The 24398-nt window shown below is 27.9% G+C and carries 25 protein-coding genes and 1 riboswitch; of the genes, 2 read left to right on the top strand and 23 right to left on the bottom strand.

The window, feature by feature from the left end; translation table 11 throughout:
• Positions 1-4 precede the first annotated feature (4 nt).
• From uvrB to yedE, 21 genes are all read right to left on the bottom strand, one after another.
• Complete coding sequence (gene uvrB / locus ACYUEW_RS03300; RefSeq protein WP_042384128.1) at positions 5-1993, bottom strand: excinuclease ABC subunit UvrB; 1989 nt, start codon at positions 1991-1993, stop codon at positions 5-7.
• Between the two features lies 1 nt (position 1994).
• Positions 1995-3290, bottom strand: a complete 1296-nt coding sequence (locus ACYUEW_RS03295; RefSeq protein WP_265203228.1) for a PDZ domain-containing protein — start codon at positions 3288-3290, stop codon at positions 1995-1997.
• Positions 3291-3377: 87 nt separating this feature from the next.
• Positions 3378-4583, bottom strand: coding sequence for a S41 family peptidase (locus ACYUEW_RS03290; RefSeq protein ID WP_265203227.1), 1206 nt, complete (start codon positions 4581-4583; stop codon positions 3378-3380).
• Positions 4584-4792: 209 nt separating this feature from the next.
• Positions 4793-5683, bottom strand: a complete 891-nt coding sequence (gene ftsX / locus ACYUEW_RS03285) for a permease-like cell division protein FtsX (RefSeq protein ID WP_003483066.1) — start codon at positions 5681-5683, stop codon at positions 4793-4795.
• Positions 5673-6359 carry a cell division ATP-binding protein FtsE gene (ftsE, locus tag ACYUEW_RS03280; RefSeq protein WP_003483065.1) on the bottom strand — a complete coding sequence of 229 codons (687 nt, stop codon included), beginning with the start codon at positions 6357-6359 and terminating at the stop codon, positions 5673-5675. The genes ftsX and ftsE overlap by 11 nt, the downstream gene beginning before the upstream one ends.
• Positions 6360-6514: 155 nt before the next feature.
• Positions 6515-7378 carry a YitT family protein gene (locus ACYUEW_RS03275; RefSeq protein WP_003483064.1) on the bottom strand — a complete coding sequence of 288 codons (864 nt, stop codon included), beginning with the start codon at positions 7376-7378 and terminating at the stop codon, positions 6515-6517.
• A 126-nt stretch (positions 7379-7504) separates the two neighbouring features.
• Positions 7505-7855 carry a hypothetical protein gene (locus tag ACYUEW_RS03270; protein ID WP_042384124.1) on the bottom strand — a complete coding sequence of 117 codons (351 nt, stop codon included), beginning with the start codon at positions 7853-7855 and terminating at the stop codon, positions 7505-7507.
• 72 nt (positions 7856-7927) lie between these two features.
• Positions 7928-8869, bottom strand: coding sequence for a transketolase family protein (locus tag ACYUEW_RS03265; protein ID WP_460276210.1), 942 nt, complete (start codon positions 8867-8869; stop codon positions 7928-7930).
• Positions 8869-9693 carry a transketolase gene (locus tag ACYUEW_RS03260; protein WP_003483058.1) on the bottom strand — a complete coding sequence of 275 codons (825 nt, stop codon included), beginning with the start codon at positions 9691-9693 and terminating at the stop codon, positions 8869-8871. The genes ACYUEW_RS03265 and ACYUEW_RS03260 overlap by 1 nt, the downstream gene beginning before the upstream one ends.
• Positions 9694-9951: 258 nt before the next feature.
• Complete coding sequence (locus ACYUEW_RS03255) at positions 9952-10305, bottom strand: type II toxin-antitoxin system PemK/MazF family toxin (protein WP_003483056.1); 354 nt, start codon at positions 10303-10305, stop codon at positions 9952-9954.
• A complete protein-coding gene (locus ACYUEW_RS03250) occupies positions 10262-10585 on the bottom strand; it encodes a CopG family ribbon-helix-helix protein (protein ID WP_003483054.1) in 324 nt (107 codons plus the stop codon). The genes ACYUEW_RS03255 and ACYUEW_RS03250 overlap by 44 nt, the downstream gene beginning before the upstream one ends.
• Before the next feature lie 138 nt (positions 10586-10723).
• The gene (alr, locus tag ACYUEW_RS03245; RefSeq protein ID WP_003483052.1) at positions 10724-11884 is read right to left on the bottom strand and encodes an alanine racemase; all 1161 of its coding nucleotides are present in this window, start codon (positions 11882-11884) and stop codon (positions 10724-10726) included.
• A gap of 27 nt (positions 11885-11911) precedes the next feature.
• A complete protein-coding gene (locus tag ACYUEW_RS03240) occupies positions 11912-12526 on the bottom strand; it encodes a germination lipoprotein GerS-related protein (RefSeq protein WP_003483048.1) in 615 nt (204 codons plus the stop codon).
• 189 nt (positions 12527-12715) lie between these two features.
• Entirely contained in the window at positions 12716-14227 is a 1512-nt protein-coding gene (locus ACYUEW_RS03235) for a bifunctional ADP-dependent NAD(P)H-hydrate dehydratase/NAD(P)H-hydrate epimerase (protein WP_003483047.1), read from the bottom strand.
• Positions 14224-14604 (bottom strand): holo-ACP synthase, encoded by a 381-nt coding sequence (acpS, locus tag ACYUEW_RS03230; protein ID WP_003483045.1) that lies wholly within the window; start codon positions 14602-14604, stop codon positions 14224-14226. Before acpS ends, ACYUEW_RS03235 begins: the two co-directional genes overlap by 4 nt.
• Positions 14605-14755: 151 nt before the next feature.
• Positions 14756-15118, bottom strand: a complete 363-nt coding sequence (locus ACYUEW_RS03225; RefSeq protein ID WP_003483043.1) for a DUF6514 family protein — start codon at positions 15116-15118, stop codon at positions 14756-14758.
• A 395-nt stretch (positions 15119-15513) separates the two neighbouring features.
• Positions 15514-16839 (bottom strand): Na+/H+ antiporter NhaC family protein, encoded by a 1326-nt coding sequence (locus ACYUEW_RS03220; protein WP_003483040.1) that lies wholly within the window; start codon positions 16837-16839, stop codon positions 15514-15516.
• Between the two features lie 136 nt (positions 16840-16975).
• Positions 16976-17086: riboswitch (SAM riboswitch) on the bottom strand.
• Between the two features lie 57 nt (positions 17087-17143).
• Positions 17144-18001: a YihY/virulence factor BrkB family protein gene (locus tag ACYUEW_RS03215; RefSeq protein ID WP_003483038.1), complete on the bottom strand. Its 858-nt coding sequence runs from the start codon at positions 17999-18001 to the stop codon at positions 17144-17146.
• Between the two features lie 278 nt (positions 18002-18279).
• The gene (locus tag ACYUEW_RS03210) at positions 18280-18516 is read right to left on the bottom strand and encodes a DUF3343 domain-containing protein (protein WP_042384120.1); all 237 of its coding nucleotides are present in this window, start codon (positions 18514-18516) and stop codon (positions 18280-18282) included.
• A gap of 5 nt (positions 18517-18521) precedes the next feature.
• A complete protein-coding gene (locus ACYUEW_RS03205) occupies positions 18522-18737 on the bottom strand; it encodes a sulfurtransferase TusA family protein (RefSeq protein WP_003483036.1) in 216 nt (71 codons plus the stop codon).
• The gene (gene yedE / locus ACYUEW_RS03200) at positions 18715-19803 is read right to left on the bottom strand and encodes a YedE family putative selenium transporter (protein WP_460276209.1); all 1089 of its coding nucleotides are present in this window, start codon (positions 19801-19803) and stop codon (positions 18715-18717) included. Before yedE ends, ACYUEW_RS03205 begins: the two co-directional genes overlap by 23 nt.
• A 182-nt stretch (positions 19804-19985) precedes the next feature.
• On the opposite strand from yedE, the gene ACYUEW_RS03195 reads away from it, so the two are divergent.
• On the top strand, positions 19986-21143 hold the full coding sequence (locus tag ACYUEW_RS03195; RefSeq protein WP_460276208.1) for an aminotransferase class V-fold PLP-dependent enzyme: 1158 nt from the start codon (positions 19986-19988) through the stop codon (positions 21141-21143).
• Between the two features lie 69 nt (positions 21144-21212).
• On the opposite strand, the gene ACYUEW_RS03190 is transcribed toward ACYUEW_RS03195, so the two are convergent.
• Positions 21213-21872, bottom strand: coding sequence for a hypothetical protein (locus tag ACYUEW_RS03190; RefSeq protein ID WP_003483030.1), 660 nt, complete (start codon positions 21870-21872; stop codon positions 21213-21215).
• A 252-nt stretch (positions 21873-22124) separates the two neighbouring features.
• Positions 22125-22718 (bottom strand): 30S ribosomal protein S4, encoded by a 594-nt coding sequence (gene rpsD / locus ACYUEW_RS03185; protein ID WP_003483029.1) that lies wholly within the window; start codon positions 22716-22718, stop codon positions 22125-22127.
• Between the two features lie 456 nt (positions 22719-23174).
• Here rpsD and ACYUEW_RS03180 point away from each other — a divergent pair, with 456 nt between their 5' ends.
• Positions 23175-24347, top strand: a complete 1173-nt coding sequence (locus tag ACYUEW_RS03180; RefSeq protein ID WP_003483027.1) for a dicarboxylate/amino acid:cation symporter — start codon at positions 23175-23177, stop codon at positions 24345-24347.
• Positions 24348-24398: the final 51 nt, after the last annotated feature.

Below are 24398 nucleotides of genomic sequence, written 5' to 3'. Positions count from 1 at the left end.
CTCCTTAAAATTCTGTTTCTTTATCTTTTTTTAATTTGTATATTACATCTCTCAAATGAGCTGCTTTTTCAAACTGTAAATTTTGTGCTGCCTCTCTCATTTCTTTTTCGTATTGTTCTATTAATTTATCTATATCATTATTATAAGATTTTAATGCTTCATTTAAATTGTCATATTCTTCTCTTTCCTCTGCTATATCGCTTATTTGAATTACTTCTCTTATATCTTTTATTATAGTTTTAGGAACAATTCCATGTTTTTCATTATATTCCATTTGTATTTTTCTTCTTCTATTGGTTTCTTCTATAGTCTTTTCCATGGATTTAGTTATAACATCTCCATACATAATTACCTTACTTTCAGAGTTTCTTGCTGCCCTTCCAACGGTCTGTATAAGAGAGGTTTCTGATCTTAAAAATCCCTCTTTATCTGCATCTAATATTGTAACTAAAGCCACTTCTGGTATATCCAATCCTTCTCTTAGTAAGTTTATTCCTACTAAAACATGAAATTCTCCTTTTCTAAGATCATGTATTATCTTCATTCTTTCTATAGTATCTATATCTGAATGTAAGTATCTAGTTTTTATTCCCATCTCTTTTAAATAATCTGTCAAGTCTTCTGCCATTTTTTTTGTTAATGTAGTTACTAAAATTCTAAATCCTCTTTTAATTGTTTCCTGTATGTTAGCATATAAGTCATCTATCTGCCCCTTCACTGGTTTAACAATTATTTCGGGATCTAGAAGTCCTGTAGGTCTTATAACTTGTTCTGCTATATTAGTAGAATGTTCTAATTCATATTTTGCTGGTGTAGCACTTACAAAAACTACTTGATTTAATTTATTTTCAAACTCATTAAAAGTAAGAGGCCTATTATCATAAGCACAAGGCAGCCTAAATCCATATTCCACTAGGGAATCTTTTCTTGATTTATCCCCTGCTTGCATAGCTTTTACTTGTGGAAGAGTTACATGACTTTCATCTATAAAAAGAAGAAAATCATCAGGAAAATAATCTAATAATGTCTGAGGTGATGTTCCCTTAGCTCTTCCATCTAATACTCTCGAATAATTTTCTATGCCTGTACAATATCCAACTTCTCTCATCATTTCTATATCAAAATTAGTTCTTTGTTTCAACCTTTGAGCTTCTAATATTTTATCTTGTGATACTAGCTCTTTCACTCTTTCTTCTAGTTCTTCTTCTATACTTTTTATAGCAATTTCTAGTCTATCCTTTGAAGTTGCAAAGTGGGAAGCTGGGAATATTGATACATGTTTCAATTTAGTTATGGTTTCTCCTGTTAATGAATCAAATTCCTTTATTCTATCTATTTCATCCCCAAAAAATTCAACCCTTATTGCCTTATTGCTAGATGCAGCAGGGAAAATATCTAACACATCACCCTTAACTCTAAAGGTACCTCTAGAAAAATCAATATCATTTCTTTCATATTGTATCTCTACTAACTTTTTAATAATTTCATCTCTATCTTTTTCCATTCCTTCTCTTAAAGATATCGTTAATTTTTTATACTCTTCTGGATTACCAAGTCCATATATACAGGACACAGAAGCTACAATTATTACATCTCTTCTCTCAAATAAAGCTGCTGTAGCTGAATGTCTCAATTTATCTATTTCATCATTTATAGATGCATCCTTTTCTATGTATGTATCACTTTGAGCTACATATGCTTCTGGTTGATAATAATCATAATAAGATACAAAATATTCCACTGAGCTATTAGGGAAAAAATCTCTAAATTCTGAGCATAGCTGAGCTGCTAATGTTTTATTATGAGCTAAAACTAAAGTAGGTTTTTGAACCTTTTCTATAATATTTGCCATAGTAAAAGTTTTACCTGATCCTGTTACACCTATTAACGTTTGAAATTTTTCCCCATTTTCTATACCTTTAGCAATAGCTTTTATAGCTTTAGGCTGATCTCCTGTAGGATTAAATTTTGAAATTACCTTAAACTGGCTCATCTTATTCATCCTTATCTTTGTTTTTAATTTTTTCTAATATATCTTGAAATTTTTCACTCTTAACCTTTATTACAGATGTATTTTTAGGTACATTTTTAGGTACAAATACAATACCTAGTTTTTCGTAAGAAGTTAACATACGATAATTTACAGTCTTTAATCTTCCTACATCATTTTTTATCTTAAAAGATATATGTCCATACATTTGTCCTATAGATTTAACTATGTCTTCCTCACTATCTATCTCTTTATCATTTACTTGTAATAATAAATCTCCACTTTTTATCCCCATTTTATTTGCTACAGAATCTTTTGCTACATCTAATACCATAATGCCTTCTTCTGTGCTTATATATCTAGGCTCTCCTTTTAATTCAAAATATTTTTGTATATATAGCATAGCCTCATGACCTACTGGAGCAAAAATTAATACAACTACTTTAAGTAATGTATTCATAACTGCTAATCTTGAAAGCATAAAAAGTATTAAACTATATATTACTATATATAATCCTGATATAATTTTTTTTTCTTTTCTAGTTTTAGTAAAAGTAACAGCATTATACCCAATTATTCCATAAAAAGATGTTAATGCTATAACAGCCGCATTAAGTACACTTAATGGTAAGCCTGTTTTTAATAAAGGCCACCAATTAGGCATAGGTGCTCCACCTTGACTAATATTTGAAAGAGCTTGATTGTTAATCATAAGCATAAAAGCTATTGGTAATATCCAATATCTTTGAAGTACAAATCCTCCTATTATCTTATCCTCTCTATTTGTAAAAACAGGAACATATCCCCTATCTCCATCTATCATAACTAATATACCCTCAACTAAGTGTAATATAGCAACCATTGACATTAAGGCTGGTATATCTATATTAACAAAATTTAATTGTGGCATATTTAATAATTTAGCCATATTTAAAAGTATTAAGCTAACCATGCCCAATGCAGCTCCAGAGTAGGAAAAGCATATAAATCTAGGATTAAAGATCATAAAAAACATAGATATTAAAAATATTAAATAAATAGCTGAATCTTCTCTAAAAAATATTCCTAAATAGGACATAATTAAACTAGCCGCAGTTCCTGCAAATATTCCTAATACTACTTCAGATATTGTTAATTCAAAGGCTGTAGTTACCTTTTGTCCTATTATCATTTTTTGCATTATGATAGTTTTTCTATTTTTTCTATATAAAATCAATGATAATAATAACAAAACTATTACTGAATAAGGCTCTATCAAAAGATATGCTACTGCCTTTAATGTAATTAGTAATATGTCCATTAAAAATAATTCCCCTCTCCATAACTATGGTTTAGTTAGAAAATCTAACTAAACCATCTATTAAAAATATAAAGATTAAATACAATATTATTTTATCTTTGATTTTGCAATATTTAAAGCTTTATTAAATTGAGGATCTACTTTTCTATCATATTCTTTCTTTCTTAACTCTTCTGGATAATCGATTTCCATATCTGGAGTTATTCCTTTATGATTTATGTTTATACCTTTAGGTGAATAATATTTTGAAATTGTAACTTTAAGAGCTGTATTATCACCGGTCTCTATTATAGTTTGAACTACACCCTTTCCAAAAGTTTTCTTTCCTATGGATGTAGCTGCATTATAGTCTTTCATAGCTCCTAAGAATACCTCTGAAGCACTTGCAGAGCCTTCATCTACTAATATAGTTACTGGAAATCCTATAAAATCTCCACCTTTAGATTTATATTCTTTCTTGTTCTCATATTTATCTATAGTTGATACTACAACTTTTCCCTTTTCTATAAAATTAGAAGCCATATTAATACATTCATCTAATAATCCTCCTGGATTTCCTCTTAAGTCTAATAATAAAGATTTCATACCCTTATCTTGTAAATTATCTAAAGCATTTTTAAAGTTTTTTGAAGTGTGTTCATCAAACATACTTACTTGTATATATCCTATATTATTATCAATCATTTCTGATTTTATAGTAGGTATATCTATTTTTTTTCTTTTTAATGTTACTTCAAAACTACCTTTTTCTTTTCTATACAATTGTAATTTAACATCTGTACCTTCTTTTCCTTTCATTATGGAAACAGCTTTTTCTAATTCCTTCCCTGTTACTGTTGTGTTATTAACCTTTTGAATTTCATCCTTTGGGAGTATTCCCGCCTCTTTAGCTGGAGATCCTTCAAAAGTAGAAGCTACAATTATTTTATCATCTTTAGCTTGTATTTGTATTCCTACGCCACTATAATTACCTTCTGTTTGAGCATTAAACTCTTTGTACTCTTTAGCATTCATAAATACAGTATAAGGATCATTTAAAGATTCTGTCATTCCTTTTACTGCACCTTCTGCCATCTTACTTTCATCTATTTTACCATCGTAATACTTATATATTTGATTTCTTATTAAAAACATCTTTTGATATTTTAATATATCTTTATATTGGTCTGCTCCAATTATAACCTTGCCATTAGGCAAATATAAAGAAACCAAATTTGTACCTAAAAACGTAAAAATATTTGTTACTAATACTATAACTACTGTCCATATAATCCATTTTTTATTTTTTTTCAAATTACCCACCTCTTTGTTTAGCCTTAATATATATTAGTAATATATAAGTATTATATATTAAATAATACATTATTACAGAAAATAAAAAATTAATTTTAAATTAATTTTTTTATTTATAAAACTAGCATGCACCATTTATAAGAAAATATTTAACATATTTCTTATATTGTGCATGCTCTCTTATTTTAATGTTTACTAATATATAATAATTATACTGATAAAAATTTTCTTATAGATAGTATACTTCCTACAGCTCCTATCACTATTCCAACTAGAACAAATATCCATAGTATACTTGATAAAACGTAACTTGGATTTAATAAATTTACAAATATTAATCCAGCTGATGCCTTAGTGTATACTCCTTTATATCCATAATATAATAGTAAAATAGCAATGATAGCTCCTAATATACCTATGATAATTCCTTCAAATACAAAGGGCCATCTAATAAACCAATCGGTAGCTCCTATATATTTCATTATTCCTATTTCTCTTTTTCTTGAATATACTGTGATCTTTATAGTATTTCCTATTAAGAATAAAGATACTCCTATTAGTATTAAAAACAATACTAATCCCATCCATTTTAGTGTGTTTGTTATTTTAGTTATTTTATCAACTATTTCTTTACCATCTTTTATTTGGTCTATTCCCTCCATATTTTTTATAGACCCTACTACTTTTGAAACTAATTCTGGTTTTTCTACCCTTACTATAATTGAATTCGGTAATGGATTTTCTTTTTCCAAACCTTCTGCTAAAGACTTATTATCTTCTCCTAATTGCTTCTTAAATTTATTTAATGCATCTTTTTTACTTTCATAGGATACCTTTTCTACCCCTGTTATAGAATTTATTTTATCTTTTATAGCTTTTTCTTGTTCTGTCTTTATATTGTCTTTTAATACTATTGTTGCTTCTACTTTTGATTCAACTTCTGTAACAGCTTGTTTTACATTCATTATGGAAAGAAGAAATACTCCTAATATAAATAAGGTAGCTGCTACAGTAGCTATAGAAGCTGTACTTAAGGTTTTATGCCTTCTTAATCCCTTTATAGAATCTACAACAAAATATTTTAATGTACTAATCTTCATATCCGTATACACCTCTTTCTGTATCTCTAACTACTGTTCCTTTTTCTATAGCTATAACTCTTTTTCTCATTTTATCAACTATATCCTTTGCATGAGTTGCCATAACTATAGTTGTCCCAGCATGGTTTATATCATTTAATATATCCATTATGCCAAGAGATGTTTCTGGGTCTAAATTTCCTGTAGGCTCATCAGCTATTAATATTGATGGATTATTTACTATAGCTCTAGCTAAGGATATTCTTTGCTGCTCTCCACCTGAAAGTTCATGTGGAAAAGCTTTATATTTATTTGAAAGACCTACTAATGATAAAACCATAGGAACTTTTTTTCTAATTTCTCTATGATTAGCTTCAATTGCTCTCATAGCAAAAGCTACATTTTCGTATACATTTAATGATGGTATTAATCTAAAGTCTTGAAAAACTACTCCAATTTTTCTTCTGTAATGTGGTATTTGTTTTCTAGAAAGTGCTGTTACATCTGTACCATCTACAAGTAGTTTACCTGAAGTAGGTTCTATTTCTCTTAGTAAAAGTTTTATAAAAGTTGATTTACCAGCACCACTAGGTCCAACTAAGAACACAAATTCTCCTTTTTCAATATCTAAGTTTATATCTGATAGTGCATACTTATTTCCGTTGTATATCTTGCTTATATTTCTAAATTCAATCATGAATACCTCTCCTTATTCTGAGTTTTTGCTTCATTTTACTTTAAACAATTCTAACTATCAACATTATATCACAATAAAAGTAAAAATTAAAAACTAAATTATTGTAAAATATAAAAAGATGTTTGTAAATAATACAAACATCTTCCTATAATTTACTAAGCTTCTTCAATTATATCTTTAAAACCTTCTCCTAGAACCTCATGAGCATCACTTACAGTTATAAAGGCTTTACTATCCACTTCCTTTATATGTTGTTTTAATTTTATGAATTCTTTTCTACTTAAAACCGTATAGAGGATATAAGTAGCTTCATCGCTATATACACCTTTACCATGAAATAATGTGCAGCCTCTTTCAAGTTTTTGTATTATAAACTCGCTTATTTCTTTATTTTTTTTACTTATTATCATTATTTGCTTTGACATATTAAGTCCTTCTATCACTGCATCTATAGTAAATCCATTTATAACCACGCACAAAAGAGCATACATACCCTTTTCTACTCCAAAGGATGCCGCTGCAAAAAGAGTTACTAAAAAGTCTACCATCAACAAAGCTTTTCCTATTTCTATATGAAAAAATTTATTTATAATTTTTGCTAATATATCCGTCCCCCCAGTAGAAGCATTTTGATTAAACACTATGCCCATTCCAATAGCTGATATAAAAACTCCAAATAATGAAGCCAAAAGTAAGTCATTTGTAACGGCCTTTCCACCCATAAGATCTAATTTTTCTAATATCCATATAATAGCTGCTAACGTACATCCAGAATAAATTGTTTTTGCACCAAACTTATTTCCTATAACTATAAATGCTATTGTGTACAAAAAAACTTCCATTATTAACATAAGTAGACCTACTGGTAATGAAGGAAAAAAACTATTTATAATTATAGCAATTCCTGTAGTTCCTCCTGCCGCTATATTGTTAGGTTGAAAGAAAAAAACTACTGATGTAGCTACTAAGAAAACTCCAATAGTTATAAATAAGTACTCTTTAAATCTATTATTTTTCATAAAAACCCCCCTATTTTATTTTTATATATAATTTTCACATGAAATTACACCTTCTGTAAAAAGGTGTAATAAATCAAATATATGCATAAATAATTATTATTCCAATTTAAAATATTAATCTAATAATCATTTAATTATAATTCTTAAAAATAAGCGCTGAACTGTATACGATATCATCAATGAAAATATGCTCATTAATAATATTACAAAGGATAAATTTAATTTTTTAAAATAGCTTTTCCATTGTTTTTCATGATGCAGCGGTCTTAAAAGTTCCTCTTTAGTAAAAGATATACCTGCTATAGCCATACCAAAAATAGCTACATATTGAGATACTCTACATCCCCATAAAAATATAACATAAAAGGATCTATTAGGAAATATAACACCTATGAAGCAACCTATTGCAAAGCTTACAAAAAATAGATAAAAGGATAATTTTAAACTATATAATATATCCTTTAAATAATATTTCATATCATATCCTTCCTTTAATTTTAGCAATACAAAAGGGAAGGTAAGGTACCAACCCTTTTTAATAAAAAATCACTATTTTAATTTTAATCCTTTTTTTACAGCCTTTACTATATCTTCTGATATTAATTCATATTTTTTTAATAGCTCTGCAGGTTTACCACTTTCACCAAAGGTATCCTTTATTCCTACTCTTAAAACTGGTGCTGGATGATTTTCACTTAAAACTTCACATACAGCTGATCCTAATCCACCTATTATGCTATGTTCTTCTGCTGTAATTACTACTCCAGTTTTCCTTGCAGCATCTACAATAATATCTTTATCTATAGGTTTTATGGTATGTATGTTTATAACATTTACCTTTATACCCTCTTCAGCTAATATATTATAAGCTTGTAGGGCTGCATCTACCATTATTCCTGTAGCTATTATAGTAGCTTCTTTTCCTTCTCTTAACTTTATTCCTTTTCCTATTTCAAATTTATACTCTTTGTTATCATTTATAACTGGAACTCCTGATCTTCCTAATCTTACATAACATGGTCCATTATATTCTGCTACAGCTCTTATAGCCGCTTCTGTTTCTACTGCATCACTTGGGCAAATAACAGTCATATTTGGTATACTTCTCATTAATGATATATCTTCAACAGATTGATGAGAAGCTCCATCTTCTCCTACTGTAACTCCTGCATGTGTTGCGCATACTTTAACATTTAAGTTTGGATAACATATTGAATTTCTTATTTGTTCAAAAGCTCTTCCTGTAGCAAACATTGCAAATGTACTAGCAAAAGGAATTTTACCACAAGTTGATAGTCCTGCAGCTATTCCCATCATATTACCTTCTGCTATACCTACGTTTATAAATCTTTCTGGACAAACTTTTTTAAAGTCAGCAGTTTTAGTAGATTTTGAAAGGTCTGCATCCAAAACCACTACCTTTGAATTTTCTTCTGCTAATTTAGCTAATGTTTTTCCGTATGCTTCTCTTGTAGCTATTTTAACTCCCATTATTTGTCACCTCCGATTTCACATATAGCTTTTTCACATTCTTCTACACTTGGTGCTTTACCATGCCATCCAGCTTCATTTTCCATAAAAGAAACACCTTTACCCTTTATAGTTTTACATACTATCATAGTTGGTCTTTCTTTAGTATTTTTTGCGCTTTCTATAGCATTTAATATAGCATTAAAATCATGACCATCTATTTCTATAACATTCCAATTAAAAGCTTTAAATTTATCTGCTATAGGTTCTGCTGACATAACTTCACTACAAGGACCATCTATTTGTAATCCATTATAGTCTACAAAAGCAGTCAAATTATCTAATTTGTAATGAGCTGCTGCCATAGTTGCTTCCCAAACTTGTCCTTCCTCTAATTCTCCGTCCCCAAGTAGGGCATATACCCTGTAATCTCTTTCATCAAGTTTTCCCGCTAAAGCCATGCCTACTGCTGTTGATATTCCTTGACCTAAAGAACCTGTTGACATATCTACACCTGGAACATCATTCATATTTGGATGACCTTGTAATATTGATCCGATTTTTCTTAAAGTTTTTAGCTCTTCTGGATTAAAAAATCCTCTTCTTGCTAAAGTACTATATAATACTGGAGCAGCATGCCCTTTAGAAAGAACAAATCTGTCCCTATTTAAATCCCTAGGATTAGTAGGGTCTACATTCATATCATTAAAATATAAAGCAGTCAATATCTCTACTGCTGATAAAGAACCTCCTGGATGTCCAGAAGCAGATTCAGTTAACATTGAAACTATGTCTTTTCTAATAACTTTAGCTATATCTTGTAGCTCTTCTATGTTCTTCTTCATATTTTTACCTCCAAGTATTTTTTAATTACCCTTATTTACTATATTATTGTAACATAAAAATTAATTTTAATATATAGGTGCAAAAAGCTATATATTAAACCAGTATTTTGGGCTATATATAAATATATTAACAAACTATAACTTTCTTATGTATATATTCTTAATTAATCAAAAATATTTTTTATAATTATCTTCTTTATTCTATTAAAATATAATATAAAATCAAAAAAAGATAAGGGTAAAAAACCCTTATCCTATTTAATTCAAAGCCATACTAACTAAAATAGCAGTATCAACTTTTTTCATATCTTCATCTGTCATATGACCTATTTTTTCTTTTAATCTTCTCTTATCTAAAGTCCTTATTTGTTCTAGCAATACTACTGAATCTTTATTTAATCCATAATCCTCTGAGGATATTTCTACATGGGTTGGTAGTTTAGCCTTATTTATTTGTGAAGTTATTGCTGCAATTATTACTGTGGGACTATATTTATTTCCTACATTATTTTGTATAACTATAACCGGCCTTATTCCGCCTTGCTCTGAACCTACTACAGGACTTAGATCAGCATAAAATATATCTCCTCTTTTTACTATCTGTTGTGTCATTTGGAAAATCACTCTCCGAAAGCATAGCTTCATAGTTTTTTAAATCTTTTACATCTTGTTCAAATCCCTGTTCTGCATAGTCTCTATTTATATTTGCCATTTCTATATAACCTTTTTTCATTTCATCCAATTTTATTTGCTTTTTTCTCTCCTCAATATATAGTATTATAGCTTCCCTAAAAAATTCACTTCTTTTTTGGGAATCTTTTTTTATTATTTCATTTATTTCATTATAAAGTGTATTGGGAAGATTTATAACTACCTTCTTTTTATCCGCCATAAAATAATACCTCCTAATAAGGCTATGTAATACCTATAATTTAATTATAAAGTTTTAGGAATTTCAATGTCAAAGTTTATTTTAATACAATTATGTATTATTATGTAAATTGCATATAAATATGCTTTTATATAAATTTTATATGTAATTTACTACATTTATAATTTTACCATCTTTCTTATATACTCTAGGCACTCTCTTATTTACATTACATATAACTTCGTAACTTATAGTGCCTATTTCTGATGCTATATCCTCTGCAGTATAACTTACTCCACTCTCTTCTCCCATAATTGTAACCACATCTCCAACTTTTAAATCTTCTATAGAGGTTACATCTATCATACATTGATCCATACAGACTCTTCCTATCACTGGAGCAAGTTTACCATTAACTATGACTTTTCCTTTATTGCTTAATAATCTATTATATCCATCTGCATAGCCTATAGGTAAAGTAGCTATTATGCTTTCTTTCTCTGTTTTGAAAGTTCTGCCATAGCTTATATATTCTCCTGAAGATACTTTTTTTATGTGTACTATACTAGTTTTTAAAGACATTACTGGTTTTAACTTTGTATTATTTGTTAATACATAATTAGATGGATAATATCCATACATTATAATACCTGCTCTTACTGCATCTAAGTGAGTACTTTCTAAATCTATTATAGCTGCGCTATTAGCAATATGCTTTATAGGTACCTGAATATTTTTCTCTTCTAATTTATTTATAAATTGATTATACTTATTCATTTGATACAGTGTATAATCTTTGTCTAACTCGTCTGCAGAAGAAAAATGAGAAAACACTCCTTCTATTTTAATATTAGGCAACTTACTTATTTTATATACATTTTCTACACTTTCTTTTGTAGGTAAAAAACCAATTCTCCCCATACCCGTATCTACTACTATATGTATTTTTAATATTTTTCTTTTTAGCACCGCTATTCTGGATAGTTCTAAAGCATCGTTATAAGAATATACAGATTGTTCTATATCATTATCTAAAAGCATATCCCCTAAAGCCCATGGTGTATAACCTAGTATCATAATGGGCTCCTTTACTCCACTCATTCTAAGCTCCATAGCCTCACTTAAAACTGCTACTGCTAACCTACTTACTCCATTTGCTAAAAGAGTAGGGGCTATCTCCATGGCTCCATGTCCATATGCATTAGCCTTTATAACCCCTATTATTTCTTTATTTCCACATATTTTTTTTATTTCTTTTAAGTTATGCTGTAAATTATCTAGATCAATTTCTGCCCATACTGCTCTTAAATTTCTAAACAAAATCTTCCCTGCTTTCTAAAATAAATTTTATAAGCTATCTGGATTAAATAATTTTTTATCCAAATTACTATTTGGTATAAAATTTGTATAATTTATAACTGCACTTTCATTATTTTTACTATCATATATTATTAATTTTTTAGGAATATTTTTTTCATCTTCTACAAATAATTCCGCTTTTACTGCATTCCTGTTATTTCCTGGTATAGTTAATGTTATAACCTCATATTTAGAGTTTCCTTCATCTCTTAAATCAACTTTTATCTCCTCATTAGTATATAAAAGACAAATATACTCCCCTATAAATGTTAATCTATAAAATTTATCAAACTCTTTATCTTTATTATACTTTACTCCATTAGCCAAATCCTTAACAAATATTTTATTATTTGTGTATAATAATATTCTATCTTTATTTAATTCAAATCTATAGCCTAATTCCTTATTATAAAATTGCTTTCCTTTATACTGAATTGTTTGTTTTTTGTTTTTTATATTTATATCTACATCACAACTATAACTTTCCAAATTTTTCAAATAATCTATACTATCTCCGTACTCACTATTTTTATTGAAATGTATAAATAAAAATGTAGCTAAAACTATTGCGATAGCTGAACATAATACAAATAATTTTTTCATGTAAGGCCTCCTAAATATTCGCTTCTTATTTCATTAATAATATTATTCTTATTTTCATTTATATATTACTAGGTCCTTACAAAATACTTTTATATTACTTAAAATAAGCCTCATTAAATTAGTTGTATTCTTTAATCTAATTATACATTTCACCTACACTATTAGAAAATTTTTAAGCTGAATAACATATTAATTTGATTGTATATTCTGTAATTCCTTTATAGCAAAAGGTATATAGTCTAATACATGAGTGGCATTTACACAAAACATTTTTAAAGATAATTTTTCACCACAGTACCCATGCAAATATGCTGCAAGGCAAGTAGCTTCTACGAGATTATATCCCTGAGCTATAAAAGATACTATTATTCCTGTTAAGCAGTCTCCCATACCTCCAGATGCCATAGCACTATTACCTGTAGAATTTACAAATACTTCTTCCCCATTTGTAATTATGGTATTGTATCCTTTTAAAAGTAATATAATTTTATTCTCTTTAGCAAATTCTTTAGCTAATTTCAATCTATTTTTTTTAATATAATCTATGCCATAACCTGTTATTCTTGAAAATTCGCCCAAATGTGGAGTTAAAACTATTTTGCCTTTTGCATTTTTTATTATGTCTAAATTGTTTTCTAAAACATTTATACCATCAGCATCTATAACCATGGTTCCATTATAATCCCTTATTATTTTTCTTAACAGTTCCTCTGTGTTATTATTTTTACCCATGCCTGGACCTATTGCTATACAATTGCTTTTTTTCATAATATTTTTAACGTCTTCATAATTCTCATAATTTATAGTCATAGCTTCCTCTAATTTAGAGCTTAGTATATTTTGAATATCATTAGATGTAGCCAAAGTTACAAGTCCTGTTCCACTTTTAACTGCTGCTTCTGTGCATAGGTAAGCTGCTCCTGAGAATCCTTTACTTCCAGCTATAAGTAATACCTTCCCAAAATCGCCCTTATGTGCATATTTATTTCTTTCTTTAAAATTATTTTTAAACATATACTTATCAATAATATAAGAATCATTAGAAAATAAATCTAAAACTTCCCTAGGAATTCCTATGCTTTCAATAATAATATTTCCTAAATATTTATCCCTATCATAAGTTAAAAATCCTTCTTTGTACATTTCAAAAGAAACTGTTATATTGGCCTCTATACAAACCCCTTCTACTTCACCTGTATTAGCATTTAATCCAGAAGGTATATCTATAGCCAGTGTACTTTTACTATTTTCATTTATTACAGATATAGTATCCTTATATATTCCCTCTATTTTTCTACTAAGTCCTATACCAAAAATAGCATCCACAGTCATATCACTTTTGATTATACTATCTCTTAAATAATCTAAATCTTCATAATCCCTTATAGTCTTAATATTTAAATTCATATTTTTTAATATATTATAATTTATTTCAAAATCCTTAGTACTACTTTTACTCTTCTCAATTATAAATACTTCTACTTCTTTATTTGAACAATATAAATGTCTTGCTACAGCTAATCCATCTCCCCCATTGTTACCTTTTCCACAGACTATAACAAATCTATTATTTAATTGTAAGTCTATATTAGATACAACCTTTAATGCTGCATTTTCCATTAGCACAATACTCGGTATACCTATATTTTCTATAGAATAATTGTCCACTTTTCTAAAATTTTCTGAAGAAGTTATTCTCATATAAATACCTCCAATAAAGCATAAGCTATAGCATACTCTTTTTCATGGGATATGCTCAAATGAAATTTATGGGATTTTGATATTTTTCTTATTATATCTTCAGCTTTTGGTTTTAAAATAACCTGTGGTTTCCCTAGTTCATCATTTGTTATTTCTATATCTTTAAAATTAAAATCTCTAATTCCAGTGCCTAAAGCCTTAGATACAGCCTCCTTTGCTGCAAATCTTCCTGCTATAAACTCTAGCTTAAAATTTTTCTTTTCCCAAAGGTCCATCTCATCTTTGGTAAATAATTTATTTGTAAAGTTTTTATTTCTAGTTATGGCTTTTTCTATTCTTCTAATTTCAATAATATCTGTTCCAATACCGTAGATCAAATTATCATCACTTCCTTAAGTTATATTATATAACAAACTATTTATAAGTAAAAAAAGACAAATTTAATAATTTGTTTGTTTCATAATAAAAATAAAGGATAAATAGTTAAAATCTATTACTATTTATCCTTATAAATTATATATAATTATTTCATTTACACATAGAAGATGCATTTTTTAATACATTTTCATAATCAACTACATATTCATCTGCATACTCTCCAATTATGTCTATGAGATGAATAGGTGAAACTGTTTGTTCATAAAGCATTTTTAGTAAATTATGTACTTTATATCTATGAGGACTTATATGTCTTATGTTATTGCTTTCCGAATTTGTAAGTTGCTCTTTTTGAAAATCCTTTCTTATTATTTCTATCCCATAGGATTGAACTTTTATGTCTTCCTCTTGCCAAGAAATATACAAATCACTTTTTATAAGTTTGTAATAATATATATACTCCTTGTCTTCTAAGTTTTGACCTTTAATAAGATTTTCCAATACCACTTCCATAATACTATCCCCCTGCCAACAAAATAACTTTATTAATATGCTAACATAGGTTGCACACAAAAATATGTCATTTAATGAAATGTATTTAGTATTTTCTTATTATTTAAATTGACAATTTAGTATTTTAATTTTCATTTATGATATATTTTTTTCTTATTCGCAATATGAATAACCAATTATAGGAATTTTCAGACTTCTTAATGATATTTATTGTCGAAATTTAAACTAAAAATATATTTTAAATTCATCTTATTGAAATTAAAACCTAATATTGGTACTATTTTAATTGTTTAAATTAATTATTATTACTTCCAATAAAAAAGAATAACACAATTTTACTTTATTTCTATAAAGTTTATTTTGTGTTATCATTTTACTGGTAATATATTTAATTATTATCCTATATTTTCCTCAGCTACTTTTGTAACACTTTTAAATTTAGGCAACCCTACAATTATAGCTATTAATGCACATATACCCATTAAATATGGATAATAAAGATATTGCATTATAGCAAAAGGTGATATCTTAGCAATTCCTGCTGCTGCTAACAATTGAGCACCATAAGGAATTATTCCTTGGCAAAAGCATGAAAATGTATCTAGTAAACTGGCACTTTTTCTTGGATCTACATCATATTTATCTGCTATATCTTTAGCTATTGGTCCAGCCATTACTATAGCTATAGTATTATTAGCTGTACATATATCAACAACACTCACTAACAAAGCAATACCTAGTTCTGCACCTCTTTTGCTCTTTACTTTACTTTTTATTAAATTTAATAGGAAATCTATTCCCCCATTATATTTTATTACCTCTACCATTCCACCTATTATCAAAGATATTATAACTAACTCTGTCATTCCACCAATCCCTTTGCCTATGGACTGGAATAAGCCTACTATATTAAATGTTCCAAAATATAAACCTATAACCGCTGAAAAAACAATTCCACCGCATAGTATAATTATTACGTTGCCACCAAGCAATGCTGCTACTAAAACAGATAGGTAAGGTAAAACTTTTACCAATGAATAAGAATAATTTTCATCTAGTACAGTACCTTTATTAGCTGTTATTACACTAAATATTATTGCTGTTATTATTGCCGCTGGCAATACAATAAAGAAATTGGTTTTAAATTTATCTTTTAAATCGCAACCTTGAGTTCTAGATGCCGCTATAGTAGTATCAGATATCATAGATAAATTATCTCCAAACATAGCTCCACTTATAACAGCTCCTACTGTTAATCCCAAAATTATTCCTGTTTTTTGTGATATTCCCACTGCCATGGGTGCTAGAGCTACTATAGTTCCCATAGAGCTTCCTATAGATAAGGATATAAAACAAGCTATAACAAAAACTCCTGCTATTAATATATTACTTGGAAGTATGCTAAGCCCTAAATTAACTGTTGAATCTACAGCGCCTATATCTTTGGCAACCTGTGCAAAAGCACCTGCTAATATAAATATTAAACACATCAAAATTATATTTGAATCACCTGATCCCTCACAAAATACATCTATTTTTTTTGATAAAGTTTCTTTTCTGTTCATTAATAATGAACTCATAGCTGCTATTAAAAACGGTACACTCATAGGTACAGCATAAAAATCCCTTGATATAACTCCAATGAAAACATAAACTACTAAAAATATTAATAATGGTAACAGTGCTATTGGACTTCCTTTACTAATTTCTCTTCTTTCCAATATTATCCCTCCTATTTTTATATAACAAATATATTATTTTCTATATATTCTATTTTGTTCTTATCCTCTAAAGTTTTTTATTACATATAAATAAAAAAACTTCTTGCAGATAACACAAGAAGTTCATTTCCTCTATATCTTATCTACCAGGTTTAACCTGCTGGAATTAGCACCGTTTAAGGTAATAAAATACCTTAGTGGTTGCCGGGTTTCATAGGGCCAGTCCCTCCACCTCTCTGGATAAGAATCCGTATTTAATTTAATAATAATTATATATTAAAAAATTTGTTTAATCAATACATTTTTATAAATAATTTTTGTTTTTTAAATCTTTTTCTCTACTTGACACTAATAATGCATTTATTTCTCCTCCTGTAATAACTATTATGGATGTTAAGTATAACCACACTAAAAAAACAATAACCGCTCCTATACTACCATACAATCTAGAGTAATTATTAAAATTATCTACATAAAAAGAAAAGCCCATAGAAGCAATTATCCAAGCTATTGTAGCAAATATAGATCCAGGTAATACATCTCTCCATCTTAATCTTTTACTAGGAGTATAGTAATATAATGCAGCTAATATAAATATAGTTACTCCTATCATTATTGTATATCTTATTAAATTCCATATCCTATTAAACTCCCATGAAAAGCCTAGCTTATAAACTAAAGTCCTGCCTATAGTCCTTCCAAATACTAATAAAAAAATGCTCATAACAAGTACAAATGCCATACCTAATGTACAAAAAATAGTCATGATTTGAACTTTTACAAAGGATCTTCTTTCTTTTACATCATAAGCCTTATTTAATCCTCTTACTACAGCTCTAAAACCAGCTGAAGCAGTCCAAATAGTAAATATTATACTGAAAGAAAGTAAATTTCCATTTTGAGTATAAATAATTTCTTCTATAGTATTTTTTAATAATAAATAAGCATTGCTTGGTATTATCTCTTTTAATCCTAATAATAAGTCTTCACTATGTATAGGCAAGTATCCTATTAATGTTATTACAAACATTAAAAAAGGAAATACTGATATAATCAAAGCATAGGCCAACTGTGAGGATAATGCTAATACTTCATCCTCTAAAAATCTGTTTGTTAATTCTTTTATACCCTTAGGTATAATTTTAAAAAGATTTTTATTCAAAGCACTAACTCCTTTTAGTATTTTTAATACAATTATATACTATATAAAGTAATATTAGTTAGTATATTTAAAAATTAAAGATTTATTTCAAAAATATACAATAAAAATGATCCTCTAAATATAGCTTTAATTATAAAATTGAAAAGCTACGAATTGCTAATATGATATTTACCAATTCATAGCTCTTTGTTATTTCATAGTTAATTGTTTTATAAGTGCGTGAAATTACTTTATCTATCTAAAATTTATTTTTATATAACACATTGAAATTCTGTTAACTATTCAGCACAATATATACACTCATATTGTCCATTTTTTACAGAAAATAATTTTTCTATATCTTCTGCCAATATATTATTTAAATTATCCTCATAATTAAATTTAACCCCTATACCACAATTAGAGCTTAACTTCCTAGGCACTGGTATAGTTTGATTATTTATATTTAATTTATTCAAAAATCTACTATACTTTATAGCACCAGAATGAGTAAAAAAACTTGCTATATATTCCATAATCATTACTTCCTTGCAGATAAAATAAAGTCATCTTCTTTTTCTTCTATAGTAACTTTATAACCAGAATTTTTCATAAATCTTTCTACATTCCCTCTAGCAGTCATATTATCTACAATTACATTAATACCTTCTTTATTGTTTGCCAAAGCTTTTTTAGTCATAAGAACCGGTTGTGGACAAGATACTCCTCTAGCATCAATTTGAACCAACACTAACATCCCCCTTCACTTTTACTTTTTCATTTTTTTCTATATTTATATATGAAATAGCACAAACTAATATAAAGCCTATTATTACAGCTATTTTACCATTTGCTGTAGCCCCCTTTGGACTAGCTGCTAAACTAAAATTATGACAAAATGCAGCTCCCACTAACATGCCTAAAACTGTTATAACTGAATCTATATTTCCTTCTGCTGAAAGTATAAGTTGTCTCATAGGACATCCTCCTAAAAGTACAGATCCCCAACCAGCAAGAACCATACCTAGAAAATTCCATAAAGCATTTGTATGGGCAACAGGCTGTCCTACAAATCCTAGTTTAAACTTTCCTATAATTAAATTTCCTATAAGGGCAAATACAAATATGGATACAAATCCTGAAATTAAATAATTATCTTTAAACATTATTAAATCTCTAATTCCGCCTACCATACATAATCTTGTTCTTTGAGCTAAAATCCCTACAATTAATCCTGCTATCAATGCAATTGCTATAGGAGCATGTGCTGCACCAGGCCCTTTTTTACTAAAGAATATAAAAGCTGGTGATGCAACTAATAATATAAATAAACCTATATTTACTATTAGAAATAAATATCCTTCTGATTTATTTAATTTATAATTTCTTTTTAAACTAAATCCTTTGTTTAAGAATGCAATACCAATAATTATACCCACAGCAAAACCTATAAGTCCCATTATTGCATTTAAGTCTCCTCCTGCAAGTCTTAAAACCATCCTTAAAGGACATCCTAAAAACATTAAAGCTCCTACCATAACTATAAAGCCTAAACTAAATCTGATAAAGGGTGATGATCCGCCTCTAGCATCAAATTCATTTTTAGAAAGAGCCATTATAAAAGCCCCTATAACCATTCCTATAATTTCTGGTCTTATATATTGAACTATAGGTGCTCTATGTAGTCCTACAGCTCCTGCTATATCTCTTACAAAACATGCAATACAAAACCCCATATTTACAGGATTACCAAAATAAACTAAAAGTACTGCTATAATTCCTACCACAGCACCAGTAAATATAATGCCTTTTTTACTGTCCATTATTTACAGCCTCCTTTTTATTTGTTAATATTAAAATTAAATTAATGTTATATGCCAATTTCATTTTAACAAATATTTCATATTTAGTTAAATAAGTCTTTTCTATAGAAAAGAAAATAACTATAGTAAAATTTTATAATTATGATTTTATATAATTTTTTAATATAGGGGTGAAAATAATTATGAATGGTATTTATTTAGACAATAGTGCAACTTCTTTCCCTAAAGCACCTAATGTGGGGGAAAACATGCTAAATTATATAAAAAATATAGGATGTAATGTGAATAGAGGGGTTTATACTTCTTCTTTAGCTGCTGAAAATATAGTATTTGAAACAAGAGAATTGATATGTTCTTTATTTAATTTTAATAAACCAGAGAACGTTGTATTTGCTAAAAATATAACTGAAAGTTTAAACTTATTAATTAAAGGTTTATTACAAACCGGAGACCATGTTATTGTTTCTTCTATGGAACATAATGCAGTTATGCGACCCTTAAACTCCTTAATTAAAAATGGTATAGAAATTTCTAAAGTTTCCTGTGATATATTTGGACAACTTAATGTTAATCATATAACAAAAAAAATAAAGTCTAATACTAAAGCTGTTATTATGACTAATTCTTCTAATGTATGTGGAACTATATTGCCTTTAGAAGAAATAGGTAAATTGTGTAAAAAAAACAATCTAATTTTTATAATAGACTCTGCTCAAACCGCTGGATTTTTAAATATTGATTTTGAAAAAACAAGAGCAGATGCAATAGCATTTACTGGGCATAAAGGTCTTTTAGGTCCACAGGGTATTGGAGGGTTTGTAATAAAAGACTCTTTAATTCCTAAAGTTCACCCTTTTATTGAAGGTGGTACAGGAAGCCTTTCAGAATATGAGACTCAACCAAACTATATGCCAGACAAGTATGAAAGCGGTACTATGAATATACCTGGAATTTATGGACTAAATGCAGCCTTAAAATATATAAAACAAAAGTCCTTAAGTTATATTAGAGAAAAAGAATTGTTTTTAACAAAACTTTTTATAGAAGATATTCTAAATTTAGATGATGTAAGATTAGTTGGATTAAATGATATAAATAACAGAACCTCTGTAGTTTCTTTAGATTTTAGTAAAATAGATAATGCTGAAGTTTCTTTAGATTTATCTAATAGATATAATATAATGACCAGATGCGGATTGCACTGTGCTCCTTCTGCTCATAAAACATTGAATACATTTCCACAGGGCACTGTTCGATTTAGCTTTGGACATTTTAATACAAAGGAAGAAATTACCTATACTATAGACTCCTTAAATAAAATTATAAAAAAATATAAATAGTTAATCTTATAAAAAATAAAGGACTAGAATAAACTAATCCTTTATTTTTATACTTTTATTATGAGATTATTAAATTATACAACCTATTTGGTTATTCAAAATTTTTATAAAGTTACTTTTCATAAATAAGTTATACTGTAAATCTTTTGTGATTTCTTTCAAGGTATTTATAGACATACCTATATCTTCCTCTATAACTTCTAAGAAATTTTCTTCTTTTGAAATTTTTTCTATTATTTCTTTGCCACTAGAATATATACTAATATGAAATATTTTAGTCTTTTCTTCCCATTTCCTATTAAACTCTAAGCAATACTTTTTCAATTCATCTATAAGCTGGTATTCGCTTAATTCAGATAAATTATATGCTTTATTAATAAAATATTCTATTTCAATTATAGAACTTTCATTTTTACATAATGTTTTTATTTCTTCTAGCAATTCTTCTTTAAAAGCTATAGGAGTAACTATCTCGTCACTTGTATTATTTACATAACAAAAGAAAACTGTAGGTATAAATATATATTGTATGAACCCCAAAAGGGATTTTACATCTGGATATACAGCCCAATTATTATCAAAAATATTTTTTTCATAATCTATTATGGTAGTGTTAATAAAAAGAGATTTTTGGCTTATAGGTATATCTTTAAAATTTCCACTCCAGATGTTCTCTCTTTCTACCAGCAAATTTTCCCAATAGAAAAGATTATTATATTTGTTATCCATATGGCATACCTCTTGTATAAAGTTTGTATTAAATAATTTTTGTGTTACACATAAATTTTATATAGTTTTTAAATTGATGTATAAAGTTAGTTTTAAGTTGTGTGTTATTTTTTAATTGTGTATAAAGTTAGTTTTAAGTTGTGTGTTATTTTTAATTGTGTACAAAGTCCTTTTTAAGCTGTGTGTTATTTTTAATTGTGTATAAAGTTGTTTTTAAGTTGTGTGTTATTTCTAATATTAATTTGTTCTTTTCTATTTAGAATATAATTCTACTACTAGAGTTTCATTTGCATCTATTGGTATTTCATCTCTTTCAGGTTCTTTAATTAATACACCTGAAAATTTATCATAATCCTTTTCTATATATGGTAGAGTAAATTTTTTTAAAGCTAAGAAATTATCAGCAAACTCATCATTTTTTCTATACTTCTCCCTTAGAGTTATTACATCTCCTGTTTTTACTCCATAGGATGGTATGTTGACTTTGCTACCATTAACTAATATATGTCCATGATTCACCATTTGTCTAGCTTGTCTTATAGAATTAGCAAATCCTATTCTATATACTATATTGTCTAATCTACATTCTAGGCTTCTTAGTAAAACGTCTCCAGTTCTTTCTTTACTTTTCATAGCTTTTTTAACATATCTTAAAAATTGCTTTTCTAAAACTCCATAGTAGGATCTTATCTTTTGTTTCTCTAAAAGTTGTTTACCATAATTTGATAATTTTTTACCTTCCCTACTGTTTTCTCTTGTGGCTCTTTTCATAGCCTTAGGATGTCCATAAATATTTACTCCCAATCTTCTAGATAACTTAAATCTTGGATCTCTTATCTTAGCCATTTCTTCCTCCTAATACTATATTCTTAGCCGCGATAATAGTTTTTGTAAAAACTACTTATATTATGCCACATACTGAAAATGATTTTCAATATCCCCTTTGTATTTTTTGAATATAAATTTAGTTTTTAAGTACCCTTATTCATTTTATTATATATCTAACTTTCAACTTTCTTTAATACACATACACTAATAAAAATCTTCAAATTATTTCCTTTAGTATAATTGCAATGGATCTATACATATGGTATACTTTTCCTAATATTCAAACAATAATAACATTGTTTGAAATCTATATCCATATCTTTTTAAATCACTATCCTTATTTTAAAATGCAATTTTAATATTTACTAATATCATATATATTTTTAAAATTAATTACATATTATTATATAATAATTAATAATTGTATTAATTTAATATTAATCACTTAAATATATAAAAAGGAGGAGAATATCAATGAAAAAATTAGGATTAATACCCAAAATTATTATAGCCATTATTTTAGGTATTCTAATAGGAAGCTTTACACCTGTTCCTGTGGTACGCATATTTAGAACTTTTAGTTCCATATTTGGAGAATTTCTAGGATTTCTTATACCTTTAATAATTCTGGGATTCATTGTTGCTGGTATCGCTGAACTTGGACAAGGTGCTGGTAAGCTATTGGGAATTACTGTTGGTTTAGCTTATTTATTTACATTAATATCTGGGTTTTCTGCTTTATTAGTTGGTAAAACATTATTACCATCAATTATTACTAGTGCTACCCATGTAGAAAAAGCAAAAAAGGCTTTGGACCCTTTCTTTGAAGTCAAAATTCCACCAATGATGGACGTTATGACTGCACTTATATTTGCTTTTATATTAGGATTAGGTATTGCAAAAATACAAAATAAAACTTTAAAAGATGTAGCTGTGGGATTCCAAGAAATAATAACAAAAGTTATTGAAAATGTTGTTATACCGCTGCTTCCACTTCACATATTAGGTATATTCGCTAACTTAGCTTATACTGGTGAAGTATCAACTGTTTTAAAAGTATTCTGGAAGGTATTTATAATTATACTTATTTTACATTGGATTATACTAATTTTCCAATTCTCAGTAGGTGGATCTATTGCTGGTAAAAATCCTTTCAAATCATTAAAAATCCAAATTAAAGGATATCTTACTGCTTTAGGAACTCAATCTTCTGCTGCAACTATTCCTATTAATATTCAATGTTCAGAACAAATAGGAATTAGTAAAGGTATACGAGATTTTGTTATTCCTTTATGTGCAACTGTTCACTTGTCAGGAAGTACTATTACTTTAACTATATGTGCACTAGCTGTTATGATGTTAAACGGTATGCCTATAAGTATGTCTCAGATGGCTGGATTTATAGCTATGTTAGGTGTAACTATGGTAGCAGCTCCTGGTGTCCCTGGAGGTGCAGTAATGGCGGCTCTTGGCATACTTAAATCTATATTAGGCTTTAATGAAGCTTTACTTGGTTTAATGATTGCTCTATACATTGCTCAAGATAGCTTTGGTACTGCTTGCAATGTCTCTGGAGATCAAGCTGTAGCAATGATTGTAGATGCTATACAAAAAAAATGGAATAAAAATCACGAGAAAAAAGCTTAACTAAACAATTTATATAAGATAGGTGTATAAAAGTTTTTACTTCTATACACC

The sequence above is a fragment of the Clostridium sp. CTA-1 genome (assembly GCF_054768215.1).
This window is presented reverse-complemented; position numbering and strand designations above follow the sequence as displayed.